Source organism: Paraburkholderia piptadeniae, from assembly GCF_900007165.1.
Lineage (GTDB): Bacteria > Pseudomonadota > Gammaproteobacteria > Burkholderiales > Burkholderiaceae > Paraburkholderia > Paraburkholderia piptadeniae.
The window spans coordinates 200,656-215,092 of sequence record NZ_CYGY02000023.1 but is presented as its reverse complement, the minus strand read 5'-3'; the positions used below and the strand labels follow the sequence as shown (position 1 = coordinate 215,092).

16 protein-coding genes are annotated in these 14,437 nt (G+C 63.4%); 14 read left to right on the top strand and 2 right to left on the bottom strand.

Features of this window, described 5'->3' with window-relative positions; genetic code table 11:
- Positions 1–47: 47 nt before the first annotated feature.
- The 4 genes from BN2476_RS47670 (at position 48) to BN2476_RS10970 (ending at position 2,118) form a co-directional block, all read left to right on the top strand.
- Positions 48–182, top strand: a complete 135-nt coding sequence (locus BN2476_RS47670; RefSeq protein ID WP_087734175.1) for a cytochrome oxidase small assembly protein — start codon at positions 48–50, stop codon at positions 180–182.
- 51 nt (positions 183–233) lie between these two features.
- The gene (locus tag BN2476_RS10980; RefSeq protein WP_087734174.1) at positions 234–845 is read left to right on the top strand and encodes a cytochrome c oxidase assembly protein; all 612 of its coding nucleotides are present in this window, start codon (positions 234–236) and stop codon (positions 843–845) included.
- Positions 846–882: 37 nt separating this feature from the next.
- A complete protein-coding gene (locus BN2476_RS10975) occupies positions 883–1,092 on the top strand; it encodes a DUF2970 domain-containing protein (RefSeq protein WP_087734323.1) in 210 nt (69 codons plus the stop codon).
- Positions 1,093–1,260: 168 nt separating this feature from the next.
- Positions 1,261–2,118, top strand: coding sequence for a cytochrome c oxidase subunit 3 (locus BN2476_RS10970; protein ID WP_087734173.1), 858 nt, complete (start codon positions 1,261–1,263; stop codon positions 2,116–2,118).
- A 362-nt stretch (positions 2,119–2,480) separates the two neighbouring features.
- On the opposite strand, the gene BN2476_RS10965 is transcribed toward BN2476_RS10970, so the two are convergent.
- Complete coding sequence (locus BN2476_RS10965) at positions 2,481–2,690, bottom strand: twin transmembrane helix small protein (protein ID WP_087734172.1); 210 nt, start codon at positions 2,688–2,690, stop codon at positions 2,481–2,483.
- Positions 2,691–2,777: 87 nt separating this feature from the next.
- Between BN2476_RS10965 and BN2476_RS10960 the strand changes: the two genes are divergently transcribed.
- From BN2476_RS10960 to BN2476_RS10930, 7 genes are all read left to right on the top strand, one after another.
- The gene (locus BN2476_RS10960) at positions 2,778–3,539 is read left to right on the top strand and encodes an SURF1 family protein (protein WP_087734171.1); all 762 of its coding nucleotides are present in this window, start codon (positions 2,778–2,780) and stop codon (positions 3,537–3,539) included.
- A gap of 71 nt (positions 3,540–3,610) precedes the next feature.
- Positions 3,611–4,276, top strand: a complete 666-nt coding sequence (locus BN2476_RS10955; protein ID WP_087734170.1) for an SCO family protein — start codon at positions 3,611–3,613, stop codon at positions 4,274–4,276.
- A gap of 51 nt (positions 4,277–4,327) precedes the next feature.
- Positions 4,328–5,437, top strand: a complete 1,110-nt coding sequence (locus BN2476_RS10950; protein ID WP_087734169.1) for a COX15/CtaA family protein — start codon at positions 4,328–4,330, stop codon at positions 5,435–5,437.
- Positions 5,438–5,442: 5 nt separating this feature from the next.
- The gene (cyoE, locus tag BN2476_RS10945; protein WP_087734322.1) at positions 5,443–6,348 is read left to right on the top strand and encodes a heme o synthase; all 906 of its coding nucleotides are present in this window, start codon (positions 5,443–5,445) and stop codon (positions 6,346–6,348) included.
- A gap of 4 nt (positions 6,349–6,352) precedes the next feature.
- Positions 6,353–6,970, top strand: a complete 618-nt coding sequence (locus BN2476_RS10940; protein WP_087734168.1) for an SCO family protein — start codon at positions 6,353–6,355, stop codon at positions 6,968–6,970.
- A 234-nt stretch (positions 6,971–7,204) separates the two neighbouring features.
- Entirely contained in the window at positions 7,205–8,977 is a 1,773-nt protein-coding gene (locus tag BN2476_RS10935) for a methyl-accepting chemotaxis protein (RefSeq protein ID WP_087734167.1), read from the top strand.
- A 293-nt stretch (positions 8,978–9,270) separates the two neighbouring features.
- A complete protein-coding gene (locus tag BN2476_RS10930) occupies positions 9,271–10,083 on the top strand; it encodes a MetQ/NlpA family ABC transporter substrate-binding protein (protein WP_087734166.1) in 813 nt (270 codons plus the stop codon).
- A gap of 90 nt (positions 10,084–10,173) precedes the next feature.
- On the opposite strand, the gene BN2476_RS10925 is transcribed toward BN2476_RS10930, so the two are convergent.
- Entirely contained in the window at positions 10,174–11,097 is a 924-nt protein-coding gene (locus BN2476_RS10925; protein ID WP_087734165.1) for a bifunctional helix-turn-helix transcriptional regulator/GNAT family N-acetyltransferase, read from the bottom strand.
- 367 nt (positions 11,098–11,464) lie between these two features.
- Between BN2476_RS10925 and BN2476_RS10920 the strand changes: the two genes are divergently transcribed.
- From BN2476_RS10920 to BN2476_RS10910, 3 genes are all read left to right on the top strand, one after another.
- Positions 11,465–12,199 (top strand): GntR family transcriptional regulator, encoded by a 735-nt coding sequence (locus BN2476_RS10920; protein ID WP_087734164.1) that lies wholly within the window; start codon positions 11,465–11,467, stop codon positions 12,197–12,199.
- 132 nt (positions 12,200–12,331) lie between these two features.
- Positions 12,332–13,435, top strand: a complete 1,104-nt coding sequence (nagA, locus tag BN2476_RS10915) for an N-acetylglucosamine-6-phosphate deacetylase (RefSeq protein WP_087734163.1) — start codon at positions 12,332–12,334, stop codon at positions 13,433–13,435.
- Positions 13,428–14,435, top strand: a complete 1,008-nt coding sequence (locus BN2476_RS10910; protein WP_087734162.1) for an SIS domain-containing protein — start codon at positions 13,428–13,430, stop codon at positions 14,433–14,435. The genes nagA and BN2476_RS10910 overlap by 8 nt, the downstream gene beginning before the upstream one ends.
- Positions 14,436–14,437 lie beyond the last annotated feature (2 nt).

Sequence of the window (14,437 nt, the reverse complement as noted above, 5' to 3'; positions counted from 1 at the left end):
CACTGAACCGAAACACTGCGCAGCAACGAAGGTTCGAGAAGTTCAGCATGACCCGGAATCCACAAAAAAGACGTACGCCCGAAGAAATTCGCGCTGGCAATCTGCGACTCGGTCTGATTCTGCTTGTTATCGTCGCCGTCTTTTTTCTGGGTGCCATCGTCAAGCAGGTCTGGATTTCCTGACCTGTCGTGACGAGTCGATCACCCGTGCACGCGATCTGTTGAGGAAGTTCGATGTCGACGCAACCGCCCACTGGGGCCGATCGTTCTTTTAACCGTTCGATGCTGTTCAAGCTCGTCGTCGTCGCGTTTCTGATGTTCGGCTTCGGGTTTGCGCTGATACCGATGTATCGCGCGATCTGCGAGGTCACGGGCATCAACAATCTCGTGCAGCGCGACGCAACGGCGCGCGAGGCGAAGAACACGCAGGTCGACATGAGCCGCACGATTTCGATCGAGTTCGATGCGAACGCGCGCGGCCCGCTCGGTTTCAAGCCGGAGCAGAACAGCATCGACGTACATCCGGGCGAAGTGACGACGGTGATGTACGACGTGACGAACCAGCAGGGGCGCACGATTCAGGCTCAGGCCATCCCGAGCTACGCGCCGAAGCAGGCCACCGAGTACTTCAGGAAGATCGAGTGCTTTTGCTTTACGCAGCAGACCTTGAATGCGAACGAATCGAAGCGGATGCCAGTGGTGTTCCTCGTCGATCCGAAATTGCCGAAGGACGTGAAGACGATCACGCTGTCATACACGTTCTTCGAATTGAACACGCCAGCGGCGGCGCCGCGCGGCACGGAAGGTCAGGCGGCTGACAACGCGAAGGCGTCGAATCCCGCGTGACACGTAACAGAAACGCTTGCCCAAAGAAGGCGAGGATATGAGCGATAGCGGTGGCGGCGGCAGGAAGAGCAGTTTCGGCCAGTCGATGAAAGCCGTGATGTGGTCGTTTTTCGGCGTGCGCAAACGGCGCGACCTGGAAGCGGACGCAACGCAGCTCAACCCGCTGCACGTGATCATCGCGGCGCTGATTGGCGCGGCGGTCTTTATCGGGGTGTTGATCCTGATCGTGCGCGTGGTGGTCGGCTAGACGATGCAGTGGCGCAAGGGCGATTGTTTAGACGCCCGGACGGACTGGAGAGGAGCGGCGCAGCGCAGCGCGCCGCTGGACGTTGCAGAGAGAGCCGGAGAGCGGCGCGGGCGGCTGCGGAGCCAACCGGACCAAGCGGAACAACTGGACTGAAGTGGAGAATCAAGAATGAGCGGTCAAAACGATAGCCCGTACTATTTCATACCGCATCCGTCGCGGCATCCGATCAGCGCGGCGGCTGGGCTGCTGATCCTGCTCGGATCGTTTGCGTCGTGGGTGAACGGCGAACCGTGGGCGCCCATCACGGCGCTGATCGGTCTGCTGTGGCTGCTCTTCGTGCTGTATCACTGGTTCGGCGACGCCATCTCCGAATCGGAAGGCGGCATGTACGGCAAACGCGTCGACACGTCGTTCCGCTGGAGCATGAGCTGGTTCATCTTCTCCGAAGTCATGTTCTTCGGCGCGTTCTTCGGTGCGCTGTTCTATGCGCGCGCGATCGCGATGCATCAGCTCGGCAGCCTCGACTACAAGTTGATCTGGCCGGACTTCTCGGCGGTGTGGCCGAACATCGGCCCGGCTGATCTGGTGTCGCACTTCAAGTCGATGACGCCGTGGCCGGTGCCGACCATCAACACAGCGCTGCTGCTGTCGTCGGGCGCGACGCTGACGGTCTCGCACCACGCGCTGCGCGAGAACCATCGCACGAAGGCCATCGCATGGCTCGCCGCGACGGTCGTGCTGGGCATCACGTTCCTGTTCATGCAGGGCTTCGAGTACTTCCACGCGTACAACGAACTGAACCTGACGCTCGCGTCGGGTGTGTACGGCTCGACGTTCTTCCTGCTGACGGGCTTCCACGGTTTCCACGTGTTCCTCGGCGGTACGATGCTGACCGTGGTGATGATCCGGTTGATTCGCGGTCACTTCACGGCGGACCATCACTTCGCGTTCGAAGGCGCGGCGTGGTATTGGCACTTCGTCGACGTCGTATGGCTGGGTCTGTACGTCGTCGTGTACTGGCTGTGAGCGTTGTTTTCTGAGCTTCGGGGGCCTGCGCGCCGTGCGTCATATCGACGCAAGAATGCGCCGCAAGCATCCCGTAGCTAACGCGGCTCGAATGTCGAGTGCGCGGCACTGAAAGCAGTCACGCAAAGGTCTCAGCAGCGCCGCCCTGGACTCCGTCGGGCGGCGTTTTGTTTGCTAGAGTGGGAATTTCGCCGATCGCGAAAGGGTGTATTGCCGGTTCGTCGCGAAAATAAGTGGCATACTTCGCCGTCAAATTGAGACGGCACGCGTCGGCAAGCCGCAGCGCAAGCGTCGTGAAGCGCAGGTCGTGGACGCGCCGCGGCGTCTCAGGAAGCAGTGGCGTGGACTGGCGGCGAGGTGCGTCAGCGGCCGTACGGAATGCCAGTCGATTGAATCCAGCCCATCCAGTGCGCGAACAGGATGAACAGGAACAGCGAAATCGACAGACCGACACGCGTCGCCAGCGACCACACCATGCGCTTCGTCCTGCCGCGGTCGTGCATCATGAAGTACAGCGCAGACACCATGCTGGCGATGATCAGAGCGAAAGCGATGGGAACGAGAATGTGCATGGAAGCGACTGAAATTCAGGAAAGCGAAGGCAACGAAGTCATTATCGCATCGCGAGCGATGGTTCGTCCGTCCGATGAAATTGCACGATGAAGATTCGTCTGATCCCTACGCTGCTGATTCTGATCGTCGTCGCCGTGACCGTGCGGCTCGGCTTCTGGCAGCGTGATCGCGCGCATCAGAAGGAAGCGCTGCAGGCGCAAATCACACAGTTCGAGAACGCGCCCGCGCAGACTGTCGGCGCCGCGCCGGTTGAACTGAAGGCGATCGAGTTCCATCGCGTGCGGGCCGTCGGACAGTTCATGCCGCAGCAAGTGGTGTACCTCGATAATCGCCCGTATAACGACCAGCCGGGCTTTTACGTCGTGATGCCGCTTAAACTGCGCGACGGCGGCTATGTGCTCGTCAATCGCGGCTGGCTGCCGCGCAACATGAACGAGCGCACGACCATCGCGCCGTATGGAACGCCGAAGGGCGAAGTCGAAATCGAAGGGATCGCGCGCGCCGACGCGACCCGCGCATTCGAACTCGGCGAGGGCGGCTCGGCCGCGCATCAGACGATTCGACAGAACCTCGACGTCGCGTCGTATGCAACCGAAACGGGCCTGCCGCTGCAGCCTTTCGTGATCCAGCAGATCAGCGACGATGGCGACGGGCTCGTGCGCGACTGGCCAGCGCCGACGTCGGGCGTCGACCGCAATTACGGCTATATGTTCCAGTGGTGGACCATGGCCGCAGCCGCCGTCGCGTTCGGCCTGTACGCGGCTCGACGCGCCGCGAAGCACGAAAAGCTCGCGCAGAACGCGAGCCCCGAGGGCAGCGCCAGCAACGAAAAGGCGCCGCATGCATGACGTTTGACGGGCGCTTCGGACGACATCCGGAAGCGCCGCCAACAGCACCATCATTGAAAGAGGATCAAGTAGTGTCGACGCAGAACCCCCGCTCCCAGCAAGCAGGACAGAAGCCAGCGCAGGGCACGATGCGTCGCCAGCCGGCCGGCAAGGGCTCATGGCAGCGCGGTCGCTGGATGATGCTGCTGATCGCGTTCGTCTGCGCGGCGCCGGCGATCGGCGCTTACATCGCGTATTACGTCATCAAGCCGACGGGCGGCACGACGAGCTATGGGAAGCTGGTCGAGCCGCAGCGTCCCATCCCCGAATCGCTGGTGGTGACGGGCGAAGACGGCAAGCCGATGAAACTCGCGTCGCTGCGCGGCCACTGGCTGATGGTTTCCGTCGACAGCAGTGCGTGCGACACGCCCTGCGTGACAAAGCTGTACTTCATGCGCCAGGTGCGCGCGACGCAAGGGGCCGAACGCGAGCGCATCGTCAACGTGTTTCTGCGCACCGATGCCGGAAAGGTGTCCGACATCGTCGATAGCGCTTACAAGGACACCGAGATGCTGATCGCCGATCCGAAGGACGTGGCTGCGTGGCTGCCCGTCGACGACGACGGCACGCGGATCACCGACCACATCTACATGGTCGATCCGAACGGCAACTTGATGATGCGTTTCCCCAAAGACCCGGATCCGAGCAAGATCAAGGGTGACGTCACGAAACTGCTGAAGTATTCGGGTATCGGCTAAAGTGCCCCGGGCACGTTGAATCGCGCTGTGTGGCGGAAGAAGGAAAGATAGATGTTCGTATTGCAACTGGGACTGATCGGGCTATGCATTGCGCTGCTGCCGATGTCGTACGTGTGGGTGAAAGCCGACGACAACAAGTTCCGCAAGCTGGTCTGGGTCACGACGTTCCTGACGCTCGATCTCGTGATGTTCGGCGGCTTCACGCGCCTGACCGATTCCGGCCTTGGGTGTCCCGACTGGCCGGGCTGCTATGGCACCTCGTCGCCGTTCATCGCGCACGCGGCCATCAGCGCCGCGTTTCAGGCCATGCCGACGGGTCCCGTCAGCATGACCAAAGCGTGGATCGAGATGATCCACCGCTACTTCGCAATGGCGATCGGCGTGCTGATCGTCGCGCAGACGATCATCGCGTGGGTTGCCCGTATCAGACGCCGTCCGCTGCATGTGTCGCCGTGGTGGCCGACGTCGCTGCTGCTGCTGATCTGCGTGCAGGGCGCGTTCGGCGCATGGACCGTGACGTTGAAGCTGCAACCCGTGATCGTGACCACGCACCTGCTGCTCGGGCTCGCACTGCTCGGCACGCTCGGCTGGTTCGCCGCGCGTCAGACGCCATTGCCTGCGTACGAGCCGGACACTGCGCGCTGGCGCACCGCGGCGCTGTTCGGCCTCGCGCTGCTGATCGTGCAGATCGCGCTCGGCGGCTGGGTCAGCACGAATTACGCGGTGCTCGCCTGCGCCGACTTCCCGACTTGCAACGGCCAGTGGATTCCGCCGATGGATTTCGGACACGGCTTCCATCTGTGGCGCGCGCTCGGCATGACGGGCGACGGCGACGTAATTACACAGGACGCGCTCGTCGCGATCCACTGGACGCACCGCACGTTCGCGCTCGTCGTCGTCGCGTATCTGATTTGGTTCGCGCTGAAAATGCGCCGTTTCGAGTCGCTGCGGCGGCCCGCGAACGTCGTGCTGCTCGTGATCGTGATCCAGTTCATCACGGGCCTGTCGAACATCGTTTTGCAATGGCCGTTGCCCGTTGCCGTCGCCCATAACGGCGGGGCCGCAATCCTGCTGCTCCTGCTCGTTATGCTAAACTTTCGAATCGCTTATAGCCGTCCCGGCCGCGCCGTCTTTCCCGCGCGCGATGCCGCGCCAGCGTGATCTTCATGGACAGCACAACTCTCCCCCGTTCGCCCGGTAGCAGGATTTCCCAATACATTGCGCTGACGAAGCCGCGTGTGACGCAGCTCGCCGTCTTCTGCGCGGTGATCGGCATGTTCCTGTCAACGCCCGGCATGGTGCCGTGGACGGTGCTGATCGGCGGGGCCGTCGGCATCTGGTTGCTGGCGGGCGCCGCATTCGCGATCAACTGTCTCGTCGAACAGAAAGTCGACGCCAAGATGCGCCGTACCGCGTGGCGTCCGTCGGCGCGCGGCGAAATCACCACTGTGCAAATTCTGCTGTTCTCCGCGATTCTCGGCGGCCTCGGCATGTGGACGCTCTACACGTTCACCAATGCGCTCACGATGTGGCTGACCATCGCCACCTTCGTCGGCTACGCGATCATCTACACGCTGCTGCTGAAGCCCGCTACGCCGCAGAATATCGTGATCGGCGGCGCGTCGGGCGCGATGCCGCCGGCGCTCGGCTGGGCCGCCGTGACGGGCCATGTGCCCGGCGACGCATGGATTCTGGTGCTGATCATCTTCGTGTGGACGCCGCCGCATTTCTGGTCGCTCGCGTTGTATCGCCGCAAGGACTACGAGAACGCCGGTCTGCCGATGCTGCCGAATACCCACGGTGAAAAGTACACGCGTCTGCATATTTTCCTGTACACGGTCATTCTGTTCGCCGTCACGCTGATGCCCTTTATCTCGGGCATGAGCGGAGTCGTGTATCTCGCATCGGCGGTTCTGTTGGGCGCCGTATTCCTCGCGTATGCGTGGAAGATTTATCGGGAATATTCCGACGCTCTCGCGCGTAAAACCTTCCGTTATTCGATCGTTTATCTGTCGCTGCTCTTCGCGGCGTTGTTGATCGACCACTATGCGCGTGCCTTGATCGGCGCGTAATACCATGCTCACCAAACGGTTCGCGCGCGCGGCGCGCGTTGCACTCGTCGCATGCGCGCTCGGCGGCGCGGCGCTGATCTCGGGATGCGGGAAGGAACAGCCCGCGTTCACGAACGTCGACATCACGGGCAACAAGCAGTTCGGCGCCGATTTTGCGCTGCCCGATGCAAGCGGCAAGGTGCGCTCGCTTGCCGACTACAAGGGCAAGGTCGTCGTGCTGTTCTTCGGCTACACGCACTGTCCGGACGTCTGCCCGACGACGATGGCCGAACTCTCGCAGGCGCTTCAGCAGTTGGGTCCCGAGGACGCAAAGCGCGTGCAGGTGCTGTTCGTCACCGTCGATCCCGAGCGCGACACGCCTGAACTGATGGCGCAATACGTGCCCGCTTTCAATCCGACGTTCGTCGGCCTGCGTCCCGCCAATCAGCAGCAACTGGAGAAGGTGACGAAGGACTTCCGCGTGTATTACGCGAAAGTGCCGGGCAAGACGCCCGACAGCTACACGATGGACCACACGGCCGCCAGCTACGTATTCGATACCGACGGCAAGCTGCGCCTCTTTGCGCGGGACGGCCAGGGTGCCTCGCCGTGGGTTCACGATCTCAAGCTGTTGCTGGGCTGAGCGGCAGAGCGACAACCGCACTCCGCGTTTCGACAATGAAAGGCTGCACGGTGACGTGCGGCCTTTTTTCATTCCGCGCACTCGTCTGGTGACGCTGCCCGTTGTGTCCCTCACAAGCCATCTCAAGTCGGTGCGCCAGGCTGCCGTTATCCAGGAAGGCAATCGTTTGCTATGACGGCACGTCCAAAGCCGGCGATCTGCCGAAGAAGTGACCACACCAAAGAGACCAACACAATGAGCAGGATGAGTCTGAACCGCAAGCTATGGCTGTCGCTTGCGCTCGTATGGCTGGGTTTGCTGGGCGTCGGATTGTGGAGCGCGATCGAAACGCGCTCGACGATGCTCGCCGAGCGCAAGGCTGGCATGGTGAATCTCGTCGAAGCGGCGCAAGGCGTCGTCAGCGGCTATTACGCGCTCGCGCAGGCCGGCAAGATGAGCGAGGCCGATGCGCAGCGCGACGCGCTTGCGCGGCTCTCGACGATGCGCTACGGCGAATCTGGCTACCTCTTCGTGATGGATTCGAAGCCCGTCGTGCTGATGCATCCGACATTGCCGCAGATGGTCGGCAAGCAGGTCGGCGACTTCAAGGACCCGGATGGCAAGCTGCTGTACGTGACGATCGTCGATGCGGCGAAGGCAACCGGCAACGGCTTCGCCGCCTATCGCGGACGCTTGCCGCACAGCGAAGAGGCCGTGCCGAAGATCAGCTATGTCGTGCATTTCGCGCCGTGGGACTGGAACATCACGAGCGGCGTGTTCGTGCGCGACATCGACACCGCCTACTACGCGAACCTCGTCGAGCGCTTCATTGTCGTGCTCGTGATCGGCGCGGTGATTTCGCTGGCAATGCTGCTCATCATCCGCAACGTGCGCGCCAGCCTCGGTGGCGAACCGCAGGATGCGGCGCGGCTCGCGTCGCGTATCGCGACGGGCGACCTCACGCATATCGTGTCCGTGCGCGCCGGCGATTCGTCGAGCATGATGGCCGCGATGAACGAAATGCAAAGCCGCTTGCAGCGCGCGATCGGCGAGATCCGGCAGTCGGCGGAATCGATTGCAACGGCGACGCAGCAGATCGCGGCGGGCAACGGCGATCTGTCGCAGCGCACCGAGCAGCAGGCGGCCTCGCTGCAGGAAACGGCAGCGAGCATGGAAGAGCTGACGGCGACCGTCAAGCAAAACGCCGACAACGCGCGCCAGGCGAGCGGACTCGCGAACAACGCATCGGAGATCGCGACGAAGGGCAACGAGGTCGTGAATCGCGTGATCAGGACGATGACGGAGATCAACGACAGCTCACGTCAGATTTCGGAAATCATCGGCGTGATCGAGGGCATCGCGTTCCAGACGAACATTCTCGCGCTGAACGCAGCCGTCGAAGCGGCTCGCGCGGGCGAACAGGGGCGCGGCTTCGCAGTCGTCGCGGGCGAGGTGCGCAGCCTCGCGCAACGTTCGGCGACGGCCGCGAAGGAGATCAAGCAACTGATCGGCGCATCCGTCGAGCGCGTCAACAACGGCTATACGCTCGTCGAGCAGGCAGGCACGACGATGGGCGACATCATGCAGGCCGTGCGCCGCGTGACGGACATCATGGGCGAAATCGCGGCGGCATCGGAAGAGCAGAGCAGCGGTATTTCGCAAGTCGGCCGCGCGGTCACGCAGATGGACGAAGTGACACAGCAGAACGCCGCGCTCGTCGAGCAGGCTGCCGCCGCAGCGTCGTCGTTGCAGGATCAGGCGGCGCGTCTGCGACAGGCGATCGGCATGTTCCGGGTGAACGGCGGCGAAGCGGCCGTTGCATCGAAGACGGTTGCATCGGCGGCGAAGAAGGCTGCGGATGCCATCGCGAAAGCGCCGCCCGCGCCGGCTGCTCCCGTGACGAAAGCCGCGCCGGACGCAGCGCCGAGCGTTGCAACGAAGCCAGTTGCGAAGCCCGCTGCAAAGTCCGCCGAGCGGCCGCGCCCGGCGAAGGTCCAGTCTTCCGACGACGACTGGACGACGTTCTGACCAGTTGCGCATCCGTCGATCGCAACCGCATCGTCGACTAAATGCAGGCGGCGGCGGTTGCGATCGACGATCGCGCTGCTGTGGTTCTTTGCGAACACGCCTTTGCGTGGCCTTGTCGCGCAGCGGACTTTCCGCGCGCGGCCGGGCGCTGCATGCGCATACCCATATGCGATCCCTGTATTTCACATCGCTGCACGCCTGTGAGACGATCTCACGCTCGACGGATCGTGGGCAACAACCGTTTGCCCGCCGTCGGGCACGAATCTGAAACAAGGCAGTCAAGAGAGAATCACATGCAGCGCAGAACACTCATCAAGGTTTTTTCCGCAGCGCTCGCTTCGGCGGCACTCGTCACCAGCTTCGGCGCGCGCGCCGACGACAAGGTCGTCAAGGTCGGCACGATTAGCGGTCCCGATGCGCAAATCTGGTCGGTTGTGCAGAAGGTCGCGAAGCGCGAAGGCCTGAACGTCAAGGTTGTCGAGTTCAACGATTACGTGCAGCCGAACGCCGCGCTCGACGCCGGCGATCTCGACGCGAACAGCTTCCAGCATCAGCCGTATCTCGACAGCCAGATCAAGCAGCGCGGTTACAAGATCGTCAACGTCGGCCTGACGTACATCTCGCCGCTCGGCATCTATTCGAAGAAGCTGAAGTCGGTGAAGGATCTGCCGCAGGGCGCGAAGGTCGCGGTGCCGAACGATCCGTCGAATGAAAACCGCGCGCTGCTGCTGTTGCAGTCGCAAGGCGTGATCAAGCTGAAGGCGGGCGCGGGCACGAACGGCAGCAACGCGACGCCGCTCGATGTCGCCGACAATCCGAAGAAGGTGAAGCTCGTCGAACTGGATGCCGCGCAACTGCCGCGCTCGCTCGCCGACGTCGACGCCGCCGCCATCAACACGAACTTCGCGCTGGCAGCGGGCCTGCAGCCGACGAAGGACGCGATCGCGCTCGAAGACGCGCATAGCCCGTACGCGAACCTGATCGCCGTGCGCACGAAGGACAAGGATCAGCCTTGGGTGAAGAAGCTGGTCGCCGCTTACCAGTCGGAAGACGTGCGCCAGTTCATCAAGACCGAGTTCAAGGGATCGGTCGTGCCGTCGTTCTGAGCGGCGTCAGTCGATCTGTCGATGTGCAAAGCGCCACGGGAAACCGTGGCGCTTTTTTTGTGCTCAGGGAAACGGCCGGCACGCGTGAGCTTACAGCGCGCGCTCCCATCGCTCGATCACGAGATCGCGCCCGAAGCGCCGCTCGGGGGTCGACGATGCGAGCGAGAAGCCCGTCTGAATGAAGAGGCGGCGCGCATCGTCGAGCGTGCTTTCGCTTTCGATGCATAGCGCGCGATAACCGGCGCGCTTCGCAAAGCGCGAAGACTCGTCGATCAGTTGCGTGCCGATGCCGAGCCGCCGCACGTCCGGCTCGACATACAGCATGCCCACCTGCGCCTGCGCGTCCGACGCAGCCGCGACCAGCGCCGATCCGACGATCAGGCCGTCCTGTTCGGCGACCCAGCAGTTTTCGCGCCGTGCGTCGTGGCGCTGCGCGAATTGCCCGATCTGCTGCGCGATCAGCGCCTCGAACGTGTGATCCCAGCCGTGGCTGGCCGCGAACAGCTGCGCCTGTCGCGAGATCAGCAAGCCGTAATCGCCCGCTCGCGGCGCGCGCAGCCTGACGATGCTGTGTCGCGGCCGCTCGTCGAGCAGCCGCTCGATCAGCTTCATCGCGCCGACCAGCTGATCTTGCGATTGCGGCGCGATCCGGGCCAGCACCGCGGAGACTTCATCGACGGCCGCGGCATCGAGCGGCCGCCAGGCGGCGAGGCCTTCGTCGGTGAGCGAGACGAGCGACTGGCGCGCGTCGACCTCCGATGGGCGGCGCGAAATCAGGTTGCGCCGCTCGAAGCCCGCGAGCAGACGGCTCAGATAGCCGCTATCGATGCCGAGGTTGCGCGCGAGCGCGGCGGCCGTCTGATGCCGGCCGCGTGAAAGCTCGTGCATCACGCGCACTTCCGTCAGCGAAAACGGGCTCTTCTGCAAATGCTCATGCAGCACGCCGATGTGCTGCGTGTAAAAGCGATTGAAATGGCGGACGGCTTCCGCCCGGACTGTAGCGGGATCGTTCACCGTGTCCGTTCCCCGTATTGGCCTGTCATTCGTTCACCAAGCTGTGTGTCTGTCGATCGGGTGATAACGCCCGAATTCCGAAGTTTGCACCAGATTGTTAATTAAGAGGTATGACATTTGCGGCTTAACGCACGCAAGTTGACAGACGATTGATTGAGACCAATCTAGCAACTGGTCTCAAATACGGGTATGCCCTACTGCCAGATCGGTGTCAGTGGAAATCCGCTTAATTGACGCATTGCCTTTCGCGACAAGGGTTTGATCGAGATAGACCAGCTAGATACCAGCTCGTTGACTGGTATTATTGTGGTTATATAATGGGCTCCAATTTCGTAGGCCACCTTCCTTACGATCCCGACCGAGCCCTATGGAAACCCGTTGGTCCGCCCTGACTCCCGACGTCCACAACGTCACCCCGATGTACCTGCAACTCGCCCGCAACCTGGCGACGGCGATCCATTGCGGCGTATGGTCGGCGGGAGAAGCGTTGCCGTCGGAGCGTACGTTGTCCGACGCGATCGGCGTATCGCGCATCACTGCGCGCAAGGCGATCGCGCTGCTGGTAGAGCAGGGGCTGATCCGGCGGGCGCGCGGCGCGGGCAGCTTCATCACGCCGCGCGTCGAAGATCCGCTGTCGCGCCTCACGGGTTTCACGAAGAAGATGGAGCAGCGCGGCTTCCGGCCGGACTCCGTTTGGCTCGAACGCGACATCCGCACGGCGACTCGCGAGGAGATCGTGCATCTGGGCCTGTCGCCGGGCGCCTCCGTCGCGAGCCTGCGGCGTCTGCGGCGCGCCGACGGCATCGTGATGGCCGTCGAGCATTCGTCGCTGCCCGTTTCGATCGTGCCCGACCCTCAGGCGATCGGCGGTTCGCTCTACAGCTATCTCGAACAACACGGCGCGCCCGTCGTGCGCGCGCTGCAGCACTTTCGCGCCGTCAACGCGTCGAGCGAAATCGCGTCGCTGATGGATATCGATCCGGGCTGCGCGCTTCTACTGATCACGCGCGTCGGCTACAGCGCCGACCAGCGCGCAATCGAACTCACGGACACCTATTGCCTGGACGACTACTACGACTTCGTCGCCGAACTGCGGCTGTGACCTGCGCATGCACGGCGACGGTAGCGCGAATGAAAGCGGGCCCGATGCACGACACGCAAAAGACGCAAGACGCACGAAACCCACGCGGTACGAATCAGTCACGCACTGGATAACGCAACATCAGAGAGACTCATGCTGACCGGAAACATACTCACTCCCGAAGGCTGGATCCACGGCACGATCGAATTCGAAAACGGCCGCATCACCGCGATCAAGGGCGACGCCGTCGATCCGTCGACGAACGACGCGCCGTACATCCTGCCCGGCTTCATCGATCTGCACGTGCATGGCGGCGGCGGCGCCGACGTGATGGAAGCGGGCAACGCGATCGAGGCGATCACCCGCACGCACGCGCGCTGCGGCACGACGAGCCTGCTTGCGACGACGATGACCGCGCCGCGCGACGAACTGATGAGCGTCGTGGCCGGCCTCAGCGATGTCGCGCGCAATCGCGTGCCGGGCGGCTCGCGCGTGCTCGGCGTGCATCTCGAAGGCCCGTACATCAATCCCGGCAAGCTCGGCGCGCAGCCTGACGCGGCCGTGTCGGCGGTGCTCGACGAAGTGCTGAAATATCTGTCGATCGCGCCGATTCGCGTCGTCACGATCGCGCCGGAAATCTCCGGCCACATGGACATCATCTCGGAGATCGCCGCGCGCGGCGTGCGCGTGCAGCTCGGCCACTCGCTCGGCACCTACGACGACGCCGTCGCCGCGATGAAGCACGGCGCGCGCAGCTTCACGCACCTGTTCAACGCGATGTCGCCGCTGCATCACCGCAATCCGGGCATGGTCGGCGCGGCGCTGGCGCATGCGGAGTACGCGGAAATCATCCCCGATCTGCTGCACGTCCATCCGGGCGCGATCCGCGCCGCCATGCGCGCGATTCCGCGTCTCTACGTCGTGACGGACAGCACGTCGGCGACGGGCATGCCAGACGGCGAATACCGCCTCGGCAGCCAGCACGTCACGAAGTGCCTCGGCGGCGTGCGTCTTGCCGACGGCACGCTCGCAGGCAGCACGCTGACGATGGATCAGGCGCTGCGCAACCTCGTATCGCTCGGCCTGCCGATGGCCGACGTTTCAAACCGTATGTCGCGTTACGCCGCCGACTACCTCGGCCTCGAAGACCGCGGCCGTCTCACGCGTGGCGCGTGGGCCGATGTCGTCGTGTTCGACCGTGAACTGGCGCTGACGGCGACCTACGTCGAAGGAGAATCGATTGTCGAATATGCTTAAGGAAGCGCTGGCGTCCGCCGACGTGGTCGCCGCGCAACTCAACGATACGTCGCGCGTCGAAGCGCTGGCTGCGCGGCTCGCGGAAGAGCCGCGCCATGTCGCGCTGACGGTCGCGCGCGGCAGCTCGGATCACGCAGCGAGTTACTTCGCATCGCTGACGATGAGCCGCATCGGTCTGCCCGTCGCGTCGCTGCCGATGTCGGTTGCGACGCTCCAGCAGGCGCCGCTGAAAGTGCGCGGCCAGCTTGCGCTCGGCTTTTCGCAATCGGGCAAGAGTCCGGATCTCGTCGGCACGATGCAGGCGCTGCGCGAATCGGGCGCGCTGACCGTCGCTGCCGTCAACGTGCCCGGCTCGCCGCTCGAAGTAGCATGCGAGTTCTATCTGCCCCTCGTCGCCGGTCCCGAACTGAGCGTCGCGGCCACGAAGAGCTATATCGCGATGCTGTCCATCTCTGCGCAACTCGTCGCGCACTGGCAAAAGGACGAAGCGCTGCTCGGCGCGCTGAAGTCGCTGCCCGATGCGCTCGCGCGCGCGGGCGCGCTCGACTGGTCGAAGGCTGTCGACGAACTGCGCGATGTCGAACGCATGATCGTGATCGGCCGGGGCCTCGGTCTCGCGATTGCGCAGGAAGCGGCGCTGAAGCTGAAGGAAACATCGGGCATTCAGGCCGAGGCGTTTTCGAGCGCCGAAGTGCGTCACGGTCCGATGGAACTGATCGACCGCGACTATCCGTTGCTCGTGTTCGCACCGCGCGGACCGGAACAGGCGGGCCTGCTGCAGCTCGCACGCGACATGCAGGCGCGCGGCGCGCGCGTGCTGCTCGCCGCACCCGGCGAGGTGCCCGAAGCCGCGTTGCCACTCGTATCGACGGAGCACGCCGCGCTCGATCCGATTGCCGCAATCCTTTCTTTCTACGTGATGGCTGCCGGCCTTGCCGCCGCTCGCGGACGCAATCCCGATGCGCCGCGCCATCTGATGAAAGTCACCGAAACTCACTGATC

Bases quoted from the DNA above. Each gene is read 5' to 3' on its own strand.
- BN2476_RS10940 (WP_087734168.1), top strand. From the start codon at position 6,353: ATGCTCACCAAACGGTTCGCGCGCGCGGCGCGCGTTGCACTCGTCGCA.
- BN2476_RS10960 (WP_087734171.1), top strand. From the start codon at position 2,778: ATGAAGATTCGTCTGATCCCTACGCTGCTGATTCTGATCGTCGTCGCC.
- nagA (WP_087734163.1), top strand. From the start codon at position 12,332: ATGCTGACCGGAAACATACTCACTCCCGAAGGCTGGATCCACGGCACG.
- BN2476_RS10970 (WP_087734173.1), top strand. From the start codon at position 1,261: ATGAGCGGTCAAAACGATAGCCCGTACTATTTCATACCGCATCCGTCG.
- cyoE (WP_087734322.1), top strand. From the start codon at position 5,443: ATGGACAGCACAACTCTCCCCCGTTCGCCCGGTAGCAGGATTTCCCAA.
- BN2476_RS47670 (WP_087734175.1), top strand. From the start codon at position 48: ATGACCCGGAATCCACAAAAAAGACGTACGCCCGAAGAAATTCGCGCT.
- BN2476_RS10965 (WP_087734172.1), bottom strand. From the start codon at position 2,690: ATGCACATTCTCGTTCCCATCGCTTTCGCTCTGATCATCGCCAGCATG.
- BN2476_RS10980 (WP_087734174.1), top strand. From the start codon at position 234: ATGTCGACGCAACCGCCCACTGGGGCCGATCGTTCTTTTAACCGTTCG.
- BN2476_RS10920 (WP_087734164.1), top strand. From the start codon at position 11,465: ATGGAAACCCGTTGGTCCGCCCTGACTCCCGACGTCCACAACGTCACC.
- BN2476_RS10930 (WP_087734166.1), top strand. From the start codon at position 9,271: ATGCAGCGCAGAACACTCATCAAGGTTTTTTCCGCAGCGCTCGCTTCG.
- BN2476_RS10935 (WP_087734167.1), top strand. From the start codon at position 7,205: ATGAGCAGGATGAGTCTGAACCGCAAGCTATGGCTGTCGCTTGCGCTC.
- BN2476_RS10950 (WP_087734169.1), top strand. From the start codon at position 4,328: ATGTTCGTATTGCAACTGGGACTGATCGGGCTATGCATTGCGCTGCTG.
- BN2476_RS10910 (WP_087734162.1), top strand. From the start codon at position 13,428: ATGCTTAAGGAAGCGCTGGCGTCCGCCGACGTGGTCGCCGCGCAACTC.
- BN2476_RS10975 (WP_087734323.1), top strand. From the start codon at position 883: ATGAGCGATAGCGGTGGCGGCGGCAGGAAGAGCAGTTTCGGCCAGTCG.